We start from the raw sequence: 18,407 nt of genomic DNA, 5'->3' as shown, positions 1-18,407 counted from the left end.
CCTCGAGCCGAGAGTCCATGTCCGATATCCACTCCATCGAAACCGACGACGCACCGAGCACCGACAACCCCTACTCGCAGGGCGTCCGCGCCGGCGACACGCTGTACGTCTCCGGCTACGGCCCCATCGATCCCGACACGGGCGCGGTCGTCGACGGCGACATCGAAGCCCAGACCGACCGGGTGCTCGACAACATCGCCGCCGTCGTCGACGAAGCCGGCGGCGACGGCCTCGCCGACGTGGTCAAAGTCACCGTCTATCTGACCGATCTCGAGGACTACGAGCGGGTCAACGAGGCCTACGGCGCGCGGTTCGGCGCGGACCCGCCGGCTCGAGTCTGCGTGGAGGTCGCGCGGCTCCCCGAAGACGTCCGCGTGGAACTCGACGCGACGGCGTCTCTGGGTTAACCGAACCAACGCCGGCCGCAGCGAGTCCAACGATTGCGGTCTGGGGCGCGGAAACCGTGACCAATCCGACTCGATCCGTGACGATCTCCATCGATACTGCGTAATCGGTGTACGATTATTGACTACGATTAAGTAGCTCCCGCGCGTAGAAGCGGCAAGAATGTCCTCTGACGTGCGAAACAGACTGAGCGATCTCCGGCGCGCGTTCCATCGCCACCCCGAACCCGGCTGGCGCGAGTTCCGGACGACGGCCCGGGTGGTCGAGGAACTCGAGCGGATCGGCGTCGACGAGATCGCCGTCGGCCGCGAGGCGTTGGCGACCGACGAGCGCATGGCCGTTCCGCCCGAGTCGGAACTCGAGCCGTGGCTCGAGCGCGCTCGCGAGGCGGGGGTTCGATCGGACATCCTCGAGCGCACCGCCGACGGCCACACGGGCGTTATCGCGGTGCTCGAGCAGGGCGAGGGGCCCTGCATCGGACTGCGCGTCGACCTCGACGCGATTTCGATGCGCGAGTCGGACGAGCGCGACCACCGACCGGCCGCGGAGGGCTTTCGCTCCGAACACGACGGCTACATGCACGCCTGCGGCCACGACGCCCACGTCGCGATGGCGCTCGGCGCGCTCGAGACGATAAAGGAGAGCGACTTCGAAGGGACAGTGAAGGTCTTCTTCCAGCCCGCCGAGGAAATCTCCGGCGGCGGGAAGGCGATGGCCGAGAGCGGCTACCTCGACGATGTCGATTACCTGCTCGCGCTCCACATCGGGCTGGACCACCCCACCGGCGAGATCGTCGCCGGCATCGAGAAACCGCTGGCGATGGCCCACCTGACCGCGACGTTCGAGGGCGCGAGCGCCCACGCAGGCAAGGCCCCGAACGAGGGGGCGAACGCCATGCAGGCGGCGGCGACCGCGATCCAGAACGCCTACGGCATCCCCCGGCACAGCGAGGGGATGACTCGCGTCAACGTCGGCTGCATCGAGGGCGGCACCGCGAGCAACGTCATCGCCGAGGAGGTCACCATCGAGGCCGAAGTCCGCGGCGAGACCACCTCGCTGATGGAGTACACGCGCACGGAACTCGAGCGCGTACTCTACGCTGCCGCCGAGATGCACGACTGCGACGTGACCCCGCGGGTGATCAGCGAGTCGCCCCGCGTCGACAGCCATCCCGCCCTGCGGGACCTCGTGGGGAACGTCGCGTGGGAGGTCGACGGCGTCGATCGCGTCGTTCCGAGCGAGGAGTTCGGCGTGAGCGAGGACGTGACCTATCTGATGGAACGGGTCCAAGCGGACGGCGGCCTCGCCTCGTACGTCCTCGTCGGCACCGACCACCCGACCAGCCATCACACGCCGACGTTCGATATCGACGAGGACAGCCTCGAGGTCGGCGTGGGGCTGCTGACCGAGACAGCCGTCGAACTCTCCCGCCGTCGACCGTAGCGGAACGGTCCGGTTCGTCGAACTGTTCGTCTGCGATCACGTTCGACGGATGGGAAACGTTAATTCGCGCGCTGTCCGTGTTTCCTGTATGAGTCAGGACGACGTGCCGGAGTCACTGCGACCGGCGGCGGACTCGGATCGCCCGCGCGGAATTCTTACGCCCTCCGACCGTGACTTCCTGCTCGGCCGGAAGACGGACTACACCGACCACTCGAAGAAACAGAAGCGAAACCGCATTCGGCGGCGGGTTCGGAACGCGATTCTCGATTTCAGCATCCTCTTCGAGTACATGGAAGAACGCGACCGGGAGACGGTCTTCGATCCCGATGACGAGGACCGCGACGCCTATACGCAGGGGATCACCGACATGCTCGCCTTCCTCCACCTCGGGACGATGGGGTATCACACCCCGTTCAAGGACATGCTCTCGGAGGGCGTCGGCAAGGCCGAACAGCGACTCGCCGGCTCGAACTACCGCATGGTCAACGTCGAGTTCAACGTCGATCCGGTCGGTCAGATCGACGTCGACGAGGTCGTCGAAAAACTCGAGAACGAGGAGTTCGCCAAGCTCACCGACGAGGAACTCCGCGCGTTCGTCCGATTGCTGACGATGTCCGACGACTTCTCGCCGGAAGACACCGGCGAGGAGATCAAGGACCGCGTCGACGAGTTCGCCGAGCGGGTGACCGAGAGCGCCGAGGCCCGCGAGGCGACGTTCGAAGAACTGACGAACCGTTGACATCCTCCCCGCCCTGAAGGGCAGGGTTTTAGCCTTATAACTTCCATAACCCGACGCGGGACCGCCCGGCTATCGAATTCCGTTTTCGGCCGTTCGCGTCCGATAACGAGGAGGGCTCTCGTCGCCCGTCGTCCGCGTCGCTCCGGCAGCTTCCACTCAGTTACTGTTCGTTCTAATAATTGTTGAAAACGGTGTTTGCAGGCCATTATTGCCATCTTGTATTTTAAAAATCTGTTTCGGGGGCCGTATGGGCAGAAAAGTTGCAAATGAGTCTGTCTTCTGTATACGCGTCTGATACACGGAAACTGTGGATATTTCCGCAATGTGAGAAACACTTATTGTATACGCCGTCAATGGTAGCGGTATGCCATCATGCAGCATGGCGAACGGTAGGTGGAGCCACGCACAATCAGCATGCCGTCGCCCACTTCCGGGAGGTGAGACGGGATGAGCGACGCCGAGAACGGAATGGTCGACGAGTTCCTCGAGGAACTCGATCTGGTCGTCTTCGCGTTCGGCGCGTTGCTCACCGTCGGCGTGATCGCGGCGTTCTTCGTCAACGAGACCCTCGTCACCGACACGATCGGAACCGTCTACGACTGGGTGGTCACGTACCTGAACTGGGCGCTGCTGGTGATCGTCTTCCTGATCGTCCTCTTCCTGTTGTTCCTGATCGTCGGTCCGTGGGGGAAGATCAAGATGGGGGACTCGGATCCGGAGTACAGCTTCCTGTCGTACTTCGCGATGTTGTACTCGGCCGGGTTCGCGGCGGGCGTCGTCTTCTGGGGCCCGACCGAGGCGCTGTTCTACTACGACTCCCCGTCGCCGCTGTTCGGCGTCGAGGGCGGAACGGCCGAGGCGATCCCGATCGCGATTCAGCAGACCCTGTTCCACTGGGCGCTGCCCCAGCTGGCCGTCTTCACCATCATGGGACTCGCGATCAGCTACTTCGCGTACAACTACGAGAACGTCCCGCTCCGCGTCTCTTCGGCGCTGACGCCGATCATCGGCGCGGAGAACCTTGACGGGCCGGCCGCCAAGGTCGTTGACATCCTCGCCGTCTTCGCGACGATCGGCGGCGTGGCGACATCGCTCGGCTTCATCGGGAGCCAGTTCATCGCCGGTCTGAACTACCAGTGGGGGATCGACCTCGGGAACGTCGGTATCCTCCTCGTGGTGACAACGATGACGCTCCTGTTTACGATCTCGATGGTGCTCGGGGTCGACAGGGGGATCCGCCGGCTGTCGAACTTCAACATGATCCTGTTTGTCGCGCTCATGCTCGCGACGTTCATTCTGGGGCCGACGCTGTTCTTACTCTTGCTCGGCTCACAGGCCATGGGCGGCATGATCGCCGACTTCACGTCCATGAGTCTCTACACCGGGGCCGGCTCCGACGGGGGCACGGGATGGATGAACTCCTGGACCGTCTTCTACTGGGCGTGGGCGCTCTCGTGGTCGCCCTTCGCGGGCCTGTTCATCGCCCGGATTTCCAAGGGTCGGACCGTCCGCGAAGTCGCCTTTACCGGGATCGGCGCGACCTCGGCCGCGACCATTCCGTGGTTTACCTTCGTCGGTGGCACCGCACTGCGGTACCACCACACCGGAACCGCCGACTTCAGCAGCGTGATCGCCAACAGCACGCCGGAGGTCTCGGGCTTCATCCTCTTCGAAGCGTTCCCCTTCGGGACCGTGTTCATGATCGCCTTCATGATCCTCGTGACGACGTTCTTCATCACGTCGGCCGACTCCTCGACGCTCGCCGTCTCGATGATGACGACCGGTGGCAAGGCGAGTCCGTCGACGATCAACCGGGTCTTCTGGGGCGTCGTCCTCGGGATGACCGCGGCGATCCTCATGATCATCGGCGGCGAGGGCGGCACGAGCGCGCTCCAAAATGCGGTCATCATCACTGGCGCGCCCTTCGCCTTCGTCTGCTTCCTCGCGATGTGCTCGCTGATCAAGGACTTCAGCTCGAGCTACGGGCGAGTCCTCCTGCAGGACGAGACCGTCCTTGTCGGCTCGAGCGCGAAAACCGAACCCGAACCGGAATCGCCCGGTCCCGGTGGCCCCGTCGAATCGGACGACGATTGAGACGGGTTCCTGTACCGATTTCCGGCCAATCCACCTCCCCGGCCGACGATCCGCGTCGGCCGTCATGCTGTCCGTTTTTCCGACGACCGATCGCGTCTCCTCGCCAATCTATAACAAGTTTTAATGTACGAGGTACACATAAACTGTGTATGGATAGGGACACCGCGGAGCCCGACGCGGACGCGCTTCCGGGACCGAACGCCCAGCAGTGGGTCGACTTCCACCACGAGTACTCCGCGCCCAGCGAGTACTCCCACGAGTTCGTCTGGGACGTGACCCGCGAGGCCGACGGGCCGTTCGTCACGGACGTCGACGGGAACGTCCTCCTCGATTTCACCTGTCACATCGGTGCGGCACCGCTCGGCTACAACAACGGGAAGGTCCTCGACAAGGTCCGCGAGTTCGATCTCGTCGAACCGATGAAGATCGCGGGCCAGGACATGTACTTCGGTGCCGGCCCCACCCCCGACGAGTCCGACGTGCCCGGCTCGAGTCACCTCATGGAGAAACTGACCGCGGTCTCGAGTCAGTACGGGATGGACACCGTCTTCCTCTCGAACTCCGGCGCGGAGGCCATGGAGAACTCGATGAAGATCACCCACGACTACCGGGCCCCCGCGAAGTACGGCGTCGCCTTCGCGGGCGGCTTCCACGGCCGCACGCTCGGCACCCTCTCGCTGACGAAGTCCAAGGAGGTCTACACGCGCCACTACCCCGAGATCAGCGGGATCGAGACGGTCCCGTTCTGCGCCGATCGGGGCTGTGACGCCGATAGCTGTGACTGCGGGTTCTTCGCCGGCGGCGACTCGCAACTCCGCTCCATGCTCTCACCCGAAGGCGGCCATATCAATCCCGACGAGATCGCCTTCCTCACCCTCGAGCCGATTCAGGGCGTCGGCGGCTACCGGTTCCCCAGCGAGGCGTTCATGGAGGAAGTCGCGGCCGTCACCGACGAGTACGACATCCCGCTGGTCGTCGACGAGATCCAGTCCGGCGTCGGCCGCACCGGCGAGATCTGGGCCTCGGATCACTACCCAATCGAACCCGATGTCATCGCCAGCGCGAAGGCGCTGCGCGTCGGCGCGACGATTTCGCGCTCCGAGGTCTTCCCCAGCGAGAAGAACCGGCTGGGATCGACCTTCGGCGGCGGCGACCTGCTCGGCTCGATGATGGGCGCGTTCACGCTCGAGGCGATTCAGGAACACGACCTGCTGGACAACGCAACCCGACGCGGCGAGCAGGCCAAAGAACTCCTGCGCGACGACGCACCAGAGTACGTCGAGGACGTCCGCGGAAAGGGGCTGATGCTCGCCGTCGAGTTCGACACCCCTGAACGGCGGAGCGCCGTCGTCGAGGCGGCCCTCGAGCGCGGCCTGCTCACCCTCGGCTGCGGCAAGAAGACCATCCGGCTGCTCCCGCCGCTCGACTCGACCGAACGCGAGATCGAGTTGGGGATCGGCATCTTCCTCGAGGCCATCGAGGCCGTCGGTCCGAGCGCGAAAGTGGCCGACTGAGCCGTTCGATTTCGATTGTCGTTTTCGCGGTCGTCTCGAGCGGGGTCGCTGATCGTCTCGAGGAGAGCCATAACCGAATCTGTGCTGCCGGACCGTCGCTGGTTCCTGTGAGCCGCGGTTGATGCGGTCCCTAGTCGGAATCGCTCGCCGCCGGCAGCGTGAACGTAAATGTCGACCCCTCGCCCGGGTCGCTCGTAACCCGGATTTCGCCGCCGTGTCGCTCGATGATCCGCTCGCAGATCGCGAGTCCGATCCCCGTTCCGTTGTACCTCTCACCCTCGTGATAGCTCTGGAAGACGTCGAATATCTGGTCGCTGTACTCCGGATCGATGCCGATTCCGTCGTCGCTGACCGAGATTTCCCATTCGGGGTCGCTCTCGGATCCGCGCTCGGCCGAGACGCGGATGCGAGGTGGCTCGTCCCCGCTGTACTCGATGGCGTTGTCCAGCAGATTCTGGAACACCTGTCGTAACTGCCCGCTGTCGCCCTCGACGGTCGGGAGGGACTCGGCAATCACCTCACCGTTGCTCTCTTCGAATCGAAGTTGGAGGTCGTCGAGAACGTCGTCGAGGACCGCGTTCAGGTTGACCGGTTCGAGCGGTTCACCCGCGGTCTCGACGCGAGAGTACGCGAGCAGGCCGTCGATCATCTCGCGCATGCGCTCGGCGCCGTCGACCGCGAACTGGAGAAACTCCTCCCCCTCGTCGTCGAGCTCGCCACCGTACCGGCCCTCGATGAGTTGCAGGTAACTCGAGACCATCCGCAGGGGTTCCTGTAAGTCGTGGCTGGCCGCGTAGGCGAACTGCTCTAGGCGCTCGTTCGAGGTCTCTAACCGTTCGATCAGACCCTCCAGCCGCCGTTCGCGTTCCACTCGTTCGGTGATGTCCGTGAAGAGTACCCCCACTTGCGCGTCCGTCTCGTCGCCGACCGGAAACGCGTAACACTCGAGAACCCGACCCTGCGTCGCCAGTTCGCGATCGAATCTGACCGGCTCACCGGTCTCCACGACGGTATCGTAGGTCTCGAACCACTCCCGTCGTTCTCCCGGCACCAGGTCTCGGATCGTCTTTCCGACGACGTCGGTCAGCCCCGTGTGCTCCTCGAACGCCGGGTTGGCCTCGATATAGCGGAAATCGATCGGCTCCGAGGGCGACGTGTCGACCCGCTCGATGACGCAGTACCCTTCGGACATCGAGGTGAACAAATCCCGGTACCGCTCTTCCCGCTCCCTGAGTTGCTGCTCGCGGCGCTTTCGGTCCGTGATGTCGGTGACAGCACCGTGCATCCGAACCGGGTCGCCGCTCGCGTCGTACTCCACCTCGCCGCGGGAGACCATCCACATGGTCTCGCCGTCGCTTTCGACGCGGTATTCGGCGCTGAATCCGCCGGTCTCCAGCGCGCGGTCGAGTCCCTCCCAGATCCCGTCCTTGTCCTCCTGGGGAACCGGTTCGAAGAACGCCTCGATCGGGGCGCCCGTCGTCACTACTTCCGGGTCCATTCCGTACGATTCCGCGAGGAATTCGTCGGCGGTGAAGACGTTCTCCTGGACGTCCCACAGCCAGAGCCCGATCGACGCGGCGTCGGTCGCGACGCTCAGTTGGGCCTCGCGCTCGCGGAGCTGGTCTTCCTTGTTCGCGCGATCGATCGCCGCCGCGAGGATGTTCGCGGCGCTTTGCACGAAATTGGCCTCGTGGGTCGTGAACTCCGTGCGGTCGGTCGCGTGCGTGCCGAGCACTCCCCACGGCTCCTCGACCGAGCCGATGACGACGCTGATCCCGCTGACCACGTCGTGGTTCGTGAGCAACTCGGGGCCGGAGAAGCGCTCTTCCTCGCGGAGATCGTCGACGATGACCGGTTCCTCGCTGATGAGCGTGTAGCCGGCCTGCGAATCGAGATCCGTCGGCACCGTCGCCGATCCGACCAGTCCCTCGCGCCAGCCGACGCCCTGTCGCAGGAAGACTTCGTCGCCGCCGGGCAACCGCTCGAGTACCTTGCAGTACTCGTTGTCGAGCGTCTCGGCGACGGCGACGGACACGTCGCGCATCAACTGATCGAGGTCGTCCGTCTCCAGCGCTCGCTGGCCGAGTTCCGCGATGACCTCTTGCTGCCGGATTCGGGCCTGCACTCCGGGGTCGGTCGAGGAGGGCGATCCCATTCTACTACCGTATTGCGACGCGGGTCACAAATCCCCTCGGTTACCGCGAGCGGTTCACCGCGACTGATCACTGTCGTCGCTTCCGCTGACCGTTCTCTGCTCTCGATTCAGCGGTCACTGCGGACTGAGGTGTTACTGTTTCGTCTCATCCATCCAATATACGGTGGCGCGCGCTTCCGACACGCCTGAGCGCTGCGAAGGTGTGTCGATGATTGCGTGCGAGGGATGAGCGAGCGGAGTGAGCGAATCGGTCGGAGAGGATGTGGTGATTCCCCGTTGCCACGATAGCAAGACGCTTCGTTTCATCATCGGCTCTCTCGTGCATGCCGCTCGACGGGCACGTAGCCGATCCGAAGTAACAGATTGCTCGGCCGGAGTGCTCGAGCGCGCTCGCCGACGCGATCACTCGAGCGAGCGCTCGAGCACCGAAACCCCCTCGAGCGAATCCAGCCCCTCCAGAACCCCCTCGAGATGTTCCGGGCCGCTGCCCTCGAGGCCGACGGTCACGGGCACTCGGTTCGGCTCGTCGACCGACGTGCGCCGGGCGCGCTCGAGGACGTCCAGTTCCGCGCCTTCGGCTTCCACGGTCTCCGCAACCTCGCCGACGCTCGTCGGCCAGCCCTCGAGCGCGAGTCTGGCCTCGGCGTAGCGCTCGAGTTCGTGGAGTCCGGTCCGTGTCAGTTCCGCGTGCTCGGTGAGGTTCACGTTGCCACCCGAAACGACGACGACGACGTGTTCGCCCTCGAGATTCAGTTCCGCCTCATCGGAGAGCGCGGCGGCAAGCGGCGCGGCCCCGGCGCCCTCGGCCACCGTCTTCGCGCGCTCGGCGAGCAGGGTCACCGCGGCGGCGATCTCTCGATCGCTCACGCTCACCACGTCGTCGACGACCTCGCGGGCGATGTCGAACGTGGTCTCGAGCATCCGCGTGTCCGCGATCCCTTCCGCGACGGTATCGATGTCGGACAGTTCACGGATCTCGTCGGCCTCGAGCGACGGCTTCGCGTGGGCCGCGCCCTCGGGCTGGACGCCGATCACGCGGATGTCCTTCTCAGCAGCCTTCAGCACCGTGCCGATCCCCGAGATGAGCCCGCCGCCGCCGATCGCCACGAGGACGGTGTCGATGTCTGGGTACTGCTCGAGCAGTTCGAGACCGATCGTGCCCTGCCCGGCGACGATGGCCTCGTCGTCGAAGGGATGGACGAACGTCTCGCCGGTGTCGGCGGCCCGCTCGAGGGCGTACTCGTAGGAGCGCTCGTAGATGTCGCCCTCGACGACCACCGCGGCCCCGTAGCCGCGGGTGGCCTCGATCTTCGCCGCCGGCGTCACCTCCGGCACCACGATCGTCGTGTCGATGTCGAGCAGGTCGCCGGCCAGCGCCACGCCTTGGGCGTGGTTGCCCGCACTCGAGGAGATAACGCCGGCCTCGCGCTCCGCGTCCGAGAGTTGCGCCATTTTGTTGTACGCCCCGCGGATCTTGAACGAGCCAGTCCGCTGGACGTTCTCGAGTTTGAGCCCGACCGAGGCCGCGCCACTCAGTTCGGCGAACGTCCGCGAGGTGTCGAGCGGCGTGCGGTGGACGATGTCCGCGATGCGCTCCCGTGCCGCCTCGATGTCGGCGAGCGTGACGCGGCCCTCGCTCATTCGCCGCCCTCCGCGACCGCTGTCGCGTCCCCGTCGTCGGGTTCCGCGACGTGGGGAACCGGATGCCGTGCCTCGAGTTCCCGGATCGTCTCGACCAGTACGTCGACGCCGTGCTCGAGACTGCGCTCGTCCACGTCGAAGGTGGGCGTGTGGTGGCTCGTCGGATGGTCGGTGCCGACGATCAGGTAGGTCGCCAATCCGCCGTCCTCTTGCACGCGCTCCATCAAGAACGTCGCGTCCTCGCTCGCGCCGAAGTCGGCGGCCGGCAGCACGCGGTCGATCCCGTCGACTCCGCCCGCGATCTCGCCCACCAGCGCCTGCAGTTCGGGATCGCTGTCAGCCCGCGGCGACTCGCTGACGACCTCGACCGCGGCCCGACAGCCGTGCATCGTCGCCGCCGATTTCATCGTGCGCTCGAGGCGGCGTTTCACGTACTCCATCAGCTCGGTCGTCTCGCCGCGGGCTTCGCACTCCATGTGGGCGCGCTCGGCGATGACGTTGCTCGCGGTGCCCGCCTCGGCCTTCCCGACGTTGACCCGTGTCATCCCGTCGCTGTGCCGGGGGATGCCGTAGGCGTTGACGATCCCGGCACCCATCGCGTGCATGGCGTTCGCCCCCTCGTTCGGGGCCTTGCCCGCGTGCGCGGAGGTCCCCTCGATCGTCACGTCGACGTGGCACATGGCCAGCGGCTTCTCGATCCCGGCGACGACCTCGCCCGTGGGATGGTCGAGGCCGACGTGGATCGCGAGGAGGTAGTCCAGGTCGTCGGCGAACTCGCTTTTCGCCATCGGGCAGCCCCCGCCGCTCGTCTCCTCGGCGGGCTGGAAGAAGACCACGAAGCGACCCGAGAAGTCGCTCTCTTTGATCGCCTCGAGGACGGCGAGCCCCCACGTCATGTGGGCGTCGTGGCCGCAGGCGTGCATCGTCCCGTCGATCTCCGAGCGAAAGCCCTCGTCCGCGGGATCGTGGTCCGGACTGGTCGATTCCTCGATGAACAGCCCGTCGATGTCGACGCGGAGCCCGATCGACGGTCCCTCGCCGCGCTCTAAGACTGCTACGGCACCCGTATTGCCGCCGGTCATCCGCTCGAGCAAGTCCTCGTCCGCGCCGCGCTCGCGGGCGCGCTCGAGCCACGGCTCGAGATCGTCGTCGGGGACGGCCATCCGGTCGGCGGGGTCGTAGGCGTCCGGGCCGACGGCGAGTTCGTCGACGCCGATGGTTCGGATCTCCTCGACGAGTCGGGCCGTCGTGAGGAACTCGCGCCACGCCGGCTCGGGGTGGCGATGGAAGCTGCGACGAACCGTCACGAGTCGGTCCTGAATCGGCTCAGTCATGCGAGTCACTGACGCGCCCCAGTGCCTTAATTATACACAATCAGTGTTTACGACGAGTACACAAAAGGAATAAGAGAACGGATACCAATCGTCCGGTAACGCATACCCGATATGAGCACGAATCCAGACGTCGTCGTTCTGAGAGAGGGGACGGAAGGGCTATCGATGGAGTCGTACGCCGAACGGCTCCGCGAGCGACTGCCCGACCGCACCGTCGCGCTCGCGCGGACGCCGAAGGAGGAACGCGAACTCGTCCCGCGGGCCCGGGTCGTGACCGGCATCACGATCGACGAGGCCCTCCTCGAGCGAGCCGACCGACTCGAGCTGTTCGCGTGTACCTTCGCCGGCACCGATCACGTGCCGATGGACGCCCTCGCGGACCGCGGGGTCGCAGTGACGAACGCGGGCGGCATCCACGCGCCCGGCATCGCCGAGCAGACGATCGCCAACATGCTCGTCTTCGCGCGCCGACTCCACGAGGGCTGGCGGCGGAAGGAGAACAGCGAATGGCGGCACTTCCAGTCGTTCGAGTTCACCGACAGCACCGTCACGGTCGTCGGCCTCGGTTCGATCGGACAGGCGGTCGTCCAGCGCCTCCAGGGGTTCGAGGTCGAGACGATCGGCATTCGCTACACCCCCGAGAAGGGCGGCCCGACCGACGAGGTACTCGGCTTTGACGAGGACGACGTCCACGAGGCGTTCTCCCGAAGCGACTACGTCGTGCTCGCGTGCCCGCTCAACGATCTGACCCGCGGGCTGGTCGGCGAGGCGGAACTGGCGACGCTCCCGCCGAACGCGGTCGTCGTCAACGCGGCCCGGGGCGGGATCATCGACACCGACGCGCTCGTCTCGGCCCTGCAGACCGAGGGGATCCGCGGGGCCGCCCTCGACGTCACCGACCCCGAACCGCTCCCCGCCGACCACCCGCTCTGGGACCTCGAGAACTGTCTGCTAACGCCCCACACCGGCGGTCACACGCCGAAACACTGGGACCGACTGGCTGACATCGTCGCGGGCAACGTCGACGCTCTCGAGACGGGCGGCGACCTCGAGAACGCCGTCTATCGTCCCGATTCGACTCGAGAGTGAGGTGCGGGGTGGGCCGTACTGAGCGCCACGCAACGCTCTCGAGCCATCTGTTTCCCATCCTCACGCAACTGTCACTCCGTCTCTTCCGACCGGTCGCCGGAGGTGTCGAAGGGCACGGTCGGGCTCGCTCCGTTCGGGCGTTTGGTCTCGCCGAACCCGCCGCTTAGCATCCGTGCGAGCGCTTCCTCGACGGAGTCATCGGTTTCAGTGACCCGGCTCGCCTCGGCCTCGACGACGAAGCCGGAGGTGACGTTCGGTGCCGTCGGAACGAAGAGCACGACCCGGCCGTCGGCGGTCGTCTGGCCGGTTTTGAACGCCGTCATCTCGACGCCGTCCCAGCTTTCGACCCTGACCGGTTCCTGCAGCGCCTGCTCCTCGCCGAGCGTGGTTTCGGCGGCGACCTTCGACGCGTTGTAGACGACGCGCAGCCCCGGGACGCGGTTCGCGATCCCGTCGACGCTCCGCGCGAAGAGATCGCCGATCGTCGTTCGGGTCAGGACGCCCATCGCGAGGGTCACGAGGAAAAAGAAGCTCAGAGAGGTGATCAGCCGGAGGACGCTGACGACGCGGACGCGGGTCGGTTCGTGGGCGATCAGGCCGCTCAGCACCGTTTCGTCGAGCACGAGCGTCGGCGTGACGCCGGTCACGATCGCGTAGGCCCGGTAGACGACGTACAGCGTGACGAGTATCGGCCCGAGGAGGATGAGCCCGCTCGCGAACACCCGCTTCCACGACGCCATACTCGGAGCATATGACCGGTGGGACATGAGCGCTTCCCTTCGTCCAGTCACGATCGGTGTCGATCAGTCGCGGCGACCTGATCTCGACCGCTGGCGACCGGGATCGATCAGGGCCAGAGCCCGCGGGTCTCCTTGGCCTCCGCGATCCGGGACAGCGCCACCACGTAGGCCGCGTCGCGCCACGTCAGCCCTTCGGCGTCGACCTCGGCCCGGACATCGTCCCACGCCTCGAGCATGTGATCCTCGAGTTCCTCGTGGACGCGCTCGAGGGACCACTGGCGGCGGTTGATGTCCTGGAGCCACTCGAAGTACGAGACCGTGACGCCGCCCGCGTTCGCGAGGATGTCCGGAATCACCTGCACGTCTCGTTCCTCGAGGATGGTATCGGCGGCGAAGGTGGTCGGACCGTTCGCGCCCTCGACGACGATGTCGGCCGCGATGGCGTCGGCGTTGTCCGCCGTGATGACGTTGCCGACCGCGGCCGGGATCAGTACGTCGACGTCTAACTCGAGGAGGTCCTCGTTCGAGAGCCGTTCGACGCTGTCCGCGTCGGCGATCTCGGTCGCGAAGCGGGTGACCGCTTCGGGCTCCTCGTCGTGGGAGGGAATCTCCTCGACGTCGATTCCCTCGGGATCGTAGATCGCGCCGTTGACGTCCGAGACGGCGACGACGGTTGCACCCCACTCCTCGAGGAGGCGGGCGGCGTTCGCGCCGACGCTGCCGAAGCCCTGGACGGCGACGGTCGTCTCGGAGAGTTCGCGATCGTAGTACTGGACGGCCTCCCGCGTGACGATCGCGGTCGACCGGCCGGGGGCCTCCTCGCGGCCGTAGGAGCCGCCGATGACCGGCGGTTTCCCGGTGACGACGCCGGGGATCGTCTCGCCCTGTTGCATCGAGTAGGCGTCCATGAACCACGCCATCGTCTGGGCGTCGGTGCCCATGTCCGGCGCGGCGACGTCTTTCGTCGGGCCGACCGCGTCGCGCAGTTCCTCCGCGAAGCGACGGGTGAGCCGTTCGGTTTCGTCCTCGTTCAGATCCTTCGGATCGACGGCGATACCGCCTTTCCCGCCGCCGAAGGGCAGATCCATCACGGCGCACTTCCAGGTCATCCACATCGAGAGCCCGGTACACTCCTCGGCGGACACTTCGGGGTGGTAGCGCAGGCCGCCCTTATACGGGCCGCGAACGTCGTCGTGCTGGGCTCGGTACCCTGTAAAGACCTCGACGTTACCGTCCTCGCGCTCGAGGGGAACCGATACCTGTTGGACTCGCGTCGGGTGTTTCAGCCGCTCGACGACTCCGGGATCGACATTGACGTGGGTCGCGGCCCGCTCTAACTGCCGGCGAGCGGTGACGAGCGCCGAATCGAGTTCGTCCGCTGATTCGCTTTCCGTCGCGGGTGATGAGGTGGTCATCAGTATGAGTGTTGTGTCGAAGGCAGTAGTATGGTTGGCGTTCCATGGACGGTATGGGTCGCGCTACGTTGTGAAAAGCTCTCGCGGGAAATCGGCGAGCGTCTCCGCGCCCTCGCTCGTCACGTGGAACGTCTCGCTGATCTCCATACCGACCTCCTCCGTCCAGATACCCGGAATCATGTGGAACGTCATGTCCTCCTCGAGGACAGTCTCGTCGCCGGGCCGGATGCTCGCGGTGTGCTCGCCCCAGTCCGGCGGGTAGCCCAGCCCCATCGAGTAGCCGATCCGGTCCGCTTTCTCCAGCCCGTACTGGGCGATGGTCTCGCGCCACGCTTCCTCGACCGACTCGCAGGTCACGCCGGGCTCGGCGGCGTCGAGCGCCGCCTCGAGCCCCTCGACGACGATGTCGGCGGTCTCCTCGAGTTCCGCGGGCGGGTCCCCGACGAACGTCGTGCGGGCCAGCGGGGAGTGATACCGGTGCCGACAGCCCGAGAGTTCGATGATGACCGGATCGCCGTCCTCGAACTCCCGGTCGGTCCACGTGAGATGCGGCGTGCCGGTGTGGTCGCCCGAGGGCATCAGCGGGACGATCGAGGGGTAGTCGCCGCCGTACTCGTCGGTTCCGGCGATGAGTGCGTCGTAGATCGCCCTGGCGGCCTCGTACTCGGGTACCCCCTCCTCGATGGCGTCGAGACCCGCCCGCATCGCGTTCTCCGAGATCCGAGCGGCCTCGCGCATGTACTCGAGTTCCCGCTCGGACTTCTTGATCCGAGCCCAGCCGACCAGCAGCGTCGCGTCCTCGAACTCGGCCTCGGGGAGGTTCTGCTGCAATCGGGTGTAGGACTTCGCGGTGAAGTAGGCGGCGTCCATCTCGAGGCCGATCCGGCCGTCCGCGACCTCGAGTTCCTCGAGGACGCCCGCGACGTAGTCCATCGGGTGGAGGTCGTGGGGCGAGTGGACGTGATCGTCGCTGTAGGCGCGGATGCTGTCGTCGCCGAGGTGGGTCGTCGCCCGCGCGCCGCCGCCATCCATGTCGCGGCCGATCCAGACGGGTTCGTCCCGATCGGGCGTGACCACCACGGCCTGATGGACGTAGAACGACCAGCCGTCGTACCCCGTCAGATAGTTCATGTTCGCCGGATCGGCGACGACGATCGCGTCGAGGTCTTCCTCGCGCAGTCGCTCTTTCGTCCGAGCGACCCGCCGCTCGTACTCGGCCTCGTCGAAGATATGCTCTCGTGGCATGGTAACAGGGCGTCTACGACGAGCATCGATCAGGAGTGCTAAAAACTTTTCGTGTATATTGAATACAGATATTGTGTACACTAACTGCCACTGTCTCGAGAACGGCCGTCAGCGTCCGTCTGCCGGGTCGTTGCGCCCCGGCTCGAGCGGCGCGATATCGCTCCGACCGAACCACCGCCGGTTAAGACACGCGGGTTCGTCCCGGCGAATATGGCAGTACTCGAGACTATCGTGATCGCGTTCTGGGCGATGTTGCCCGCCTACGTTCCGAACAACGCCGCGGTGCTGGCCGGCGGCGGCCGGCCGATCGACGGCGGTCGGACGTGGGGAGCGAAGCGCGTCCTCGGCGACGGCAAGACGTGGCGCGGTACGGCGATGGGAATCACTGCGGGCCTCGCGCTCGCGGCCGTGTTGACGGTCCTCGCGGAAGACGTCGGCAGCGCACTCGGCTTCGCCGTTCCGGAGTTCACCCCGCTCGCAGCCTTCGGCCTCGCCGGCGGCGCGATGCTCGGCGACATCCTCGCGTCCTTCCTCAAGCGCCGGACCGGCCGCCAGCGCGGCGCGATGTTCCCCGGCCTCGACCAACTGGACTTCGTCGTCGTCTCGCTCCCGCTGGTCGCCCTGCTCGACTTCGGGTGGTTCCGGAACTGGTTCACGCTCGAGGTCATCCTCGTCGTCGTGGTCCTGACGCCGATCCTCCACGTGACGACGAACATGATCGCGTACAAACTCGGACTGAAGAACGAGCCGTGGTAGCCGCCGCTCGAGTCGAACGCTCCCGTTTCGAAATTTTAGCGGGAACCAGCGCGTGGTGATACTTCCCCGTCGCCGACTATCGTGACCGTTCCCCGTCGCTACTCGAGCGCCGCGTGCAGATCAGAAACGGCGGCGTCGTGGGCTTCGTGGGCCCCATCCAGATTCACGGGATCGGAGATCATGCTGAAGAAGCCGTGAATCATGTCGTCGTAGTTGTGGTACTCGACGGGGACGCCGGCGTCCGCCAGCCGGTCGGCGTAGGCCGCACCGACATCGCGCAGCGGGTCGAAGCCGGCGGTGATGATCGTCGCGGGCGGCAGCCCCGAGAGGTCGTCCGCGAGCAGGGGGAACGCGTAGACGTTGCCCATGTCGATCTCGCTCTCGAAGTACTGGTCGCGGAACCACGCCATGTCATCCTCTGTGAGGAAGTAATCCTCCTTGTTCTGCTCGTAGGTCTCGGTCACAGTTGCATCGCCGGCGCTGGGGTAAACCAGCAGCTGATAGGCGATGTCGGGTCCACCCCGATACCGGACGAGCAGCGACAGCCCCGCCGCGAGACTGCCGCCCGCACTGTCGCCGGCCACGACGATCTTGTCCGGGGACGCGCGTAGTTCGTCTGCCCTGTCCGCGGCCCACTCGAGGGCGGCGTAACAGTCCTCGAGCCCTTCGGGGAACGGGTGCTCCGGCGCGAGTCCGTAATCGACGCTGACGACGGGATACCCCGAGTCGGCGGCCAGATTTCGGCAGACGCCGTCGTGGGTGTCGACGCTCCCGACGACCCAGCCGCCGCCGTGGAAGTACAGGATCACGGGCCGATCCTCGCCTTCGGTGCCGGGATCGTAGCTTCGAACCGCGAGGTCGCCGTGTGGGCCGTCGATGGTGTGATCCTCGACGCTCGCGAGCTCGATTTCGGGCTCCGCGGTCGCGCGCATCTCCTCGAAGTTCCGCCGCGCCTCCTCGGGCGTGATCTCGCTGAACGCCGGCGCGTCGAGCGAGTCGTAGAGTTCGAGAAACGCCTGTACGTCGGGGTGTGGCTCCTCCGCGCGCTGTGATGACATCGTGACACACACTCGTCGGCGCGAACAAAAAGATACCCGCACCCGTACGCTTACCGTGCGTCGCAGTCGGGTAATCCCCTCCGAGTCGCTGTCGGGTGCAGGCGGATCCGCTCCCGCGGGTATCCACTCGAGCGCTCCGTTCCAGCCGATCCCGTTCCACACCGCTTATTTCGATGCGGTGCGCTCTCTCGAGCAATGACGAATCAGGCACTCATCGATGCCCTCCGGGACGCCGACGCCGTCCAGTTCGGCGAGTTCGAACTCTCCCACGGCGGTACCAGCGAGTACTACGTCGACAAGTACCTCTTCGAGACCGATCCCGACTGTCTCGAGGCCATCTCGGAGGCCTTCGCCGACCGCCTCGCGGACGACGACAAACTCGGCGGCGTCGCGCTGGGCGGAGTGCCACTTGCCGCCGCGACGAGCGTCGCGGCCGGCGTCCCCTACGTCATCGCGCGCAAACAGCGCAAGGAGTACGGCACCGGGAACCTGATCGAGGGGCGACTCGAGGACGGCGAGGCGGTCGTCGTCGTCGAGGACATCGTGACGACGGGGACGAGTCTGGTCGAGGCCGTCGAGGCGCTCCGGGAGGCCGGCGCGACCGTCGAGCGCGCGCTCGTCGTCGTCGACCGCGAGGAGGGCGGCCGCGAGAACGTCGAGGACGCCGGCGTCGAGATGGAGTCGCTGGTGACCGCGAGCGATCTGCTCGAGAGCCAGTAACTCCCGCTCCGGGACTCCCTCGTTCGAACGAAGGGGCGACTCCCCACCGTCCGATCCCC

The 18,407-nt window shown here is 66.0% G+C and carries 15 protein-coding genes; 8 read left to right on the top strand and 7 right to left on the bottom strand.

Annotation, left to right across the window (positions count from 1 at the left end; translation table 11 throughout):
* The first annotated feature begins 17 nt into the window (after positions 1-17).
* The 5 genes from ACT4ML_RS02385 (at position 18) to ACT4ML_RS02365 (ending at position 6,195) form a co-directional block, all read left to right on the top strand.
* Entirely contained in the window at positions 18-407 is a 390-nt protein-coding gene (locus ACT4ML_RS02385) for a Rid family detoxifying hydrolase (protein ID WP_444719422.1), read from the top strand.
* Between the two features lie 160 nt (positions 408-567).
* Positions 568-1,848 carry an amidohydrolase gene (locus ACT4ML_RS02380; RefSeq protein ID WP_444719421.1) on the top strand — a complete coding sequence of 427 codons (1,281 nt, stop codon included), beginning with the start codon at positions 568-570 and terminating at the stop codon, positions 1,846-1,848.
* An 88-nt stretch (positions 1,849-1,936) separates the two neighbouring features.
* Complete coding sequence (locus ACT4ML_RS02375; protein WP_444719420.1) at positions 1,937-2,587, top strand: hypothetical protein; 651 nt, start codon at positions 1,937-1,939, stop codon at positions 2,585-2,587.
* Between the two features lie 447 nt (positions 2,588-3,034).
* Positions 3,035-4,681 (top strand): BCCT family transporter, encoded by a 1,647-nt coding sequence (locus tag ACT4ML_RS02370; RefSeq protein WP_444719419.1) that lies wholly within the window; start codon positions 3,035-3,037, stop codon positions 4,679-4,681.
* 149 nt (positions 4,682-4,830) lie between these two features.
* Positions 4,831-6,195, top strand: a complete 1,365-nt coding sequence (locus tag ACT4ML_RS02365; RefSeq protein ID WP_444719418.1) for an aminotransferase class III-fold pyridoxal phosphate-dependent enzyme — start codon at positions 4,831-4,833, stop codon at positions 6,193-6,195.
* A gap of 130 nt (positions 6,196-6,325) precedes the next feature.
* On the opposite strand, the gene ACT4ML_RS02360 is transcribed toward ACT4ML_RS02365, so the two are convergent.
* From ACT4ML_RS02360 to ACT4ML_RS02350, 3 genes are all read right to left on the bottom strand, one after another.
* The gene (locus tag ACT4ML_RS02360) at positions 6,326-8,350 is read right to left on the bottom strand and encodes an ATP-binding protein (protein ID WP_444719417.1); all 2,025 of its coding nucleotides are present in this window, start codon (positions 8,348-8,350) and stop codon (positions 6,326-6,328) included.
* 402 nt (positions 8,351-8,752) lie between these two features.
* A complete protein-coding gene (gene ilvA / locus ACT4ML_RS02355; RefSeq protein WP_444719416.1) occupies positions 8,753-9,991 on the bottom strand; it encodes a threonine ammonia-lyase in 1,239 nt (412 codons plus the stop codon).
* Entirely contained in the window at positions 9,988-11,325 is a 1,338-nt protein-coding gene (locus tag ACT4ML_RS02350; RefSeq protein WP_444719415.1) for an amidohydrolase, read from the bottom strand. Before ACT4ML_RS02350 ends, ilvA begins: the two co-directional genes overlap by 4 nt.
* Positions 11,326-11,436: 111 nt before the next feature.
* Here ACT4ML_RS02350 and ACT4ML_RS02345 point away from each other — a divergent pair, with 111 nt between their 5' ends.
* Positions 11,437-12,414 carry an NAD(P)-dependent oxidoreductase gene (locus ACT4ML_RS02345; RefSeq protein ID WP_444719414.1) on the top strand — a complete coding sequence of 326 codons (978 nt, stop codon included), beginning with the start codon at positions 11,437-11,439 and terminating at the stop codon, positions 12,412-12,414.
* Between the two features lie 71 nt (positions 12,415-12,485).
* On the opposite strand, the gene ACT4ML_RS02340 is transcribed toward ACT4ML_RS02345, so the two are convergent.
* From ACT4ML_RS02340 to ACT4ML_RS02330, 3 genes are all read right to left on the bottom strand, one after another.
* Positions 12,486-13,154 (bottom strand): DUF502 domain-containing protein, encoded by a 669-nt coding sequence (locus tag ACT4ML_RS02340; protein ID WP_138244065.1) that lies wholly within the window; start codon positions 13,152-13,154, stop codon positions 12,486-12,488.
* Positions 13,155-13,261: 107 nt separating this feature from the next.
* A complete protein-coding gene (gene gdhB / locus ACT4ML_RS02335; RefSeq protein WP_444719413.1) occupies positions 13,262-14,569 on the bottom strand; it encodes a glutamate dehydrogenase GdhB in 1,308 nt (435 codons plus the stop codon).
* Between the two features lie 63 nt (positions 14,570-14,632).
* Positions 14,633-15,814, bottom strand: a complete 1,182-nt coding sequence (locus tag ACT4ML_RS02330; RefSeq protein WP_444719412.1) for a M24 family metallopeptidase — start codon at positions 15,812-15,814, stop codon at positions 14,633-14,635.
* Positions 15,815-16,024: 210 nt separating this feature from the next.
* Here ACT4ML_RS02330 and ACT4ML_RS02325 point away from each other — a divergent pair, with 210 nt between their 5' ends.
* A complete protein-coding gene (locus ACT4ML_RS02325) occupies positions 16,025-16,570 on the top strand; it encodes a CDP-2,3-bis-(O-geranylgeranyl)-sn-glycerol synthase (RefSeq protein WP_444719411.1) in 546 nt (181 codons plus the stop codon).
* A 98-nt stretch (positions 16,571-16,668) separates the two neighbouring features.
* Here ACT4ML_RS02325 and ACT4ML_RS02320 read toward each other — a convergent pair whose 3' ends face one another.
* On the bottom strand, positions 16,669-17,628 hold the full coding sequence (locus tag ACT4ML_RS02320) for an alpha/beta hydrolase (protein WP_444719410.1): 960 nt from the start codon (positions 17,626-17,628) through the stop codon (positions 16,669-16,671).
* A gap of 195 nt (positions 17,629-17,823) precedes the next feature.
* Here ACT4ML_RS02320 and pyrE point away from each other — a divergent pair, with 195 nt between their 5' ends.
* Positions 17,824-18,348, top strand: a complete 525-nt coding sequence (gene pyrE, locus ACT4ML_RS02315; RefSeq protein ID WP_444719409.1) for an orotate phosphoribosyltransferase — start codon at positions 17,824-17,826, stop codon at positions 18,346-18,348.
* The last annotated feature ends 59 nt before the right edge of the window (positions 18,349-18,407 follow it).

This window comes from Natrinema sp. LN54 (genome assembly GCF_052439245.1).
GTDB lineage: Archaea > Halobacteriota > Halobacteria > Halobacteriales > Natrialbaceae > Natrinema > Natrinema versiforme_A.
This window is presented reverse-complemented; position numbering and strand designations above follow the sequence as displayed.

Excerpts from the sequence above, each read along its gene's own strand:
- ACT4ML_RS02365 (WP_444719418.1), top strand. The coding sequence starts at position 4,831 with ATGGATAGGGACACCGCGGAGCCCGACGCGGACGCGCTTCCGGGACCG.
- ACT4ML_RS02340 (WP_138244065.1), bottom strand. The coding sequence starts at position 13,154 with ATGGCGTCGTGGAAGCGGGTGTTCGCGAGCGGGCTCATCCTCCTCGGG.
- ACT4ML_RS02385 (WP_444719422.1), top strand. The coding sequence starts at position 18 with ATGTCCGATATCCACTCCATCGAAACCGACGACGCACCGAGCACCGAC.
- gdhB (WP_444719413.1), bottom strand. The coding sequence starts at position 14,569 with ATGACCACCTCATCACCCGCGACGGAAAGCGAATCAGCGGACGAACTC.
- ACT4ML_RS02320 (WP_444719410.1), bottom strand. The coding sequence starts at position 17,628 with ATGTCATCACAGCGCGCGGAGGAGCCACACCCCGACGTACAGGCGTTT.
- ACT4ML_RS02345 (WP_444719414.1), top strand. The coding sequence starts at position 11,437 with ATGAGCACGAATCCAGACGTCGTCGTTCTGAGAGAGGGGACGGAAGGG.
- ilvA (WP_444719416.1), bottom strand. The coding sequence starts at position 9,991 with ATGAGCGAGGGCCGCGTCACGCTCGCCGACATCGAGGCGGCACGGGAG.
- pyrE (WP_444719409.1), top strand. The coding sequence starts at position 17,824 with ATGACGAATCAGGCACTCATCGATGCCCTCCGGGACGCCGACGCCGTC.
- ACT4ML_RS02330 (WP_444719412.1), bottom strand. The coding sequence starts at position 15,814 with ATGCCACGAGAGCATATCTTCGACGAGGCCGAGTACGAGCGGCGGGTC.
- ACT4ML_RS02375 (WP_444719420.1), top strand. The coding sequence starts at position 1,937 with ATGAGTCAGGACGACGTGCCGGAGTCACTGCGACCGGCGGCGGACTCG.
- ACT4ML_RS02350 (WP_444719415.1), bottom strand. The coding sequence starts at position 11,325 with ATGACTGAGCCGATTCAGGACCGACTCGTGACGGTTCGTCGCAGCTTC.
- ACT4ML_RS02380 (WP_444719421.1), top strand. The coding sequence starts at position 568 with ATGTCCTCTGACGTGCGAAACAGACTGAGCGATCTCCGGCGCGCGTTC.
- ACT4ML_RS02360 (WP_444719417.1), bottom strand. The coding sequence starts at position 8,350 with ATGGGATCGCCCTCCTCGACCGACCCCGGAGTGCAGGCCCGAATCCGG.
- ACT4ML_RS02325 (WP_444719411.1), top strand. The coding sequence starts at position 16,025 with ATGGCAGTACTCGAGACTATCGTGATCGCGTTCTGGGCGATGTTGCCC.
- ACT4ML_RS02370 (WP_444719419.1), top strand. The coding sequence starts at position 3,035 with ATGAGCGACGCCGAGAACGGAATGGTCGACGAGTTCCTCGAGGAACTC.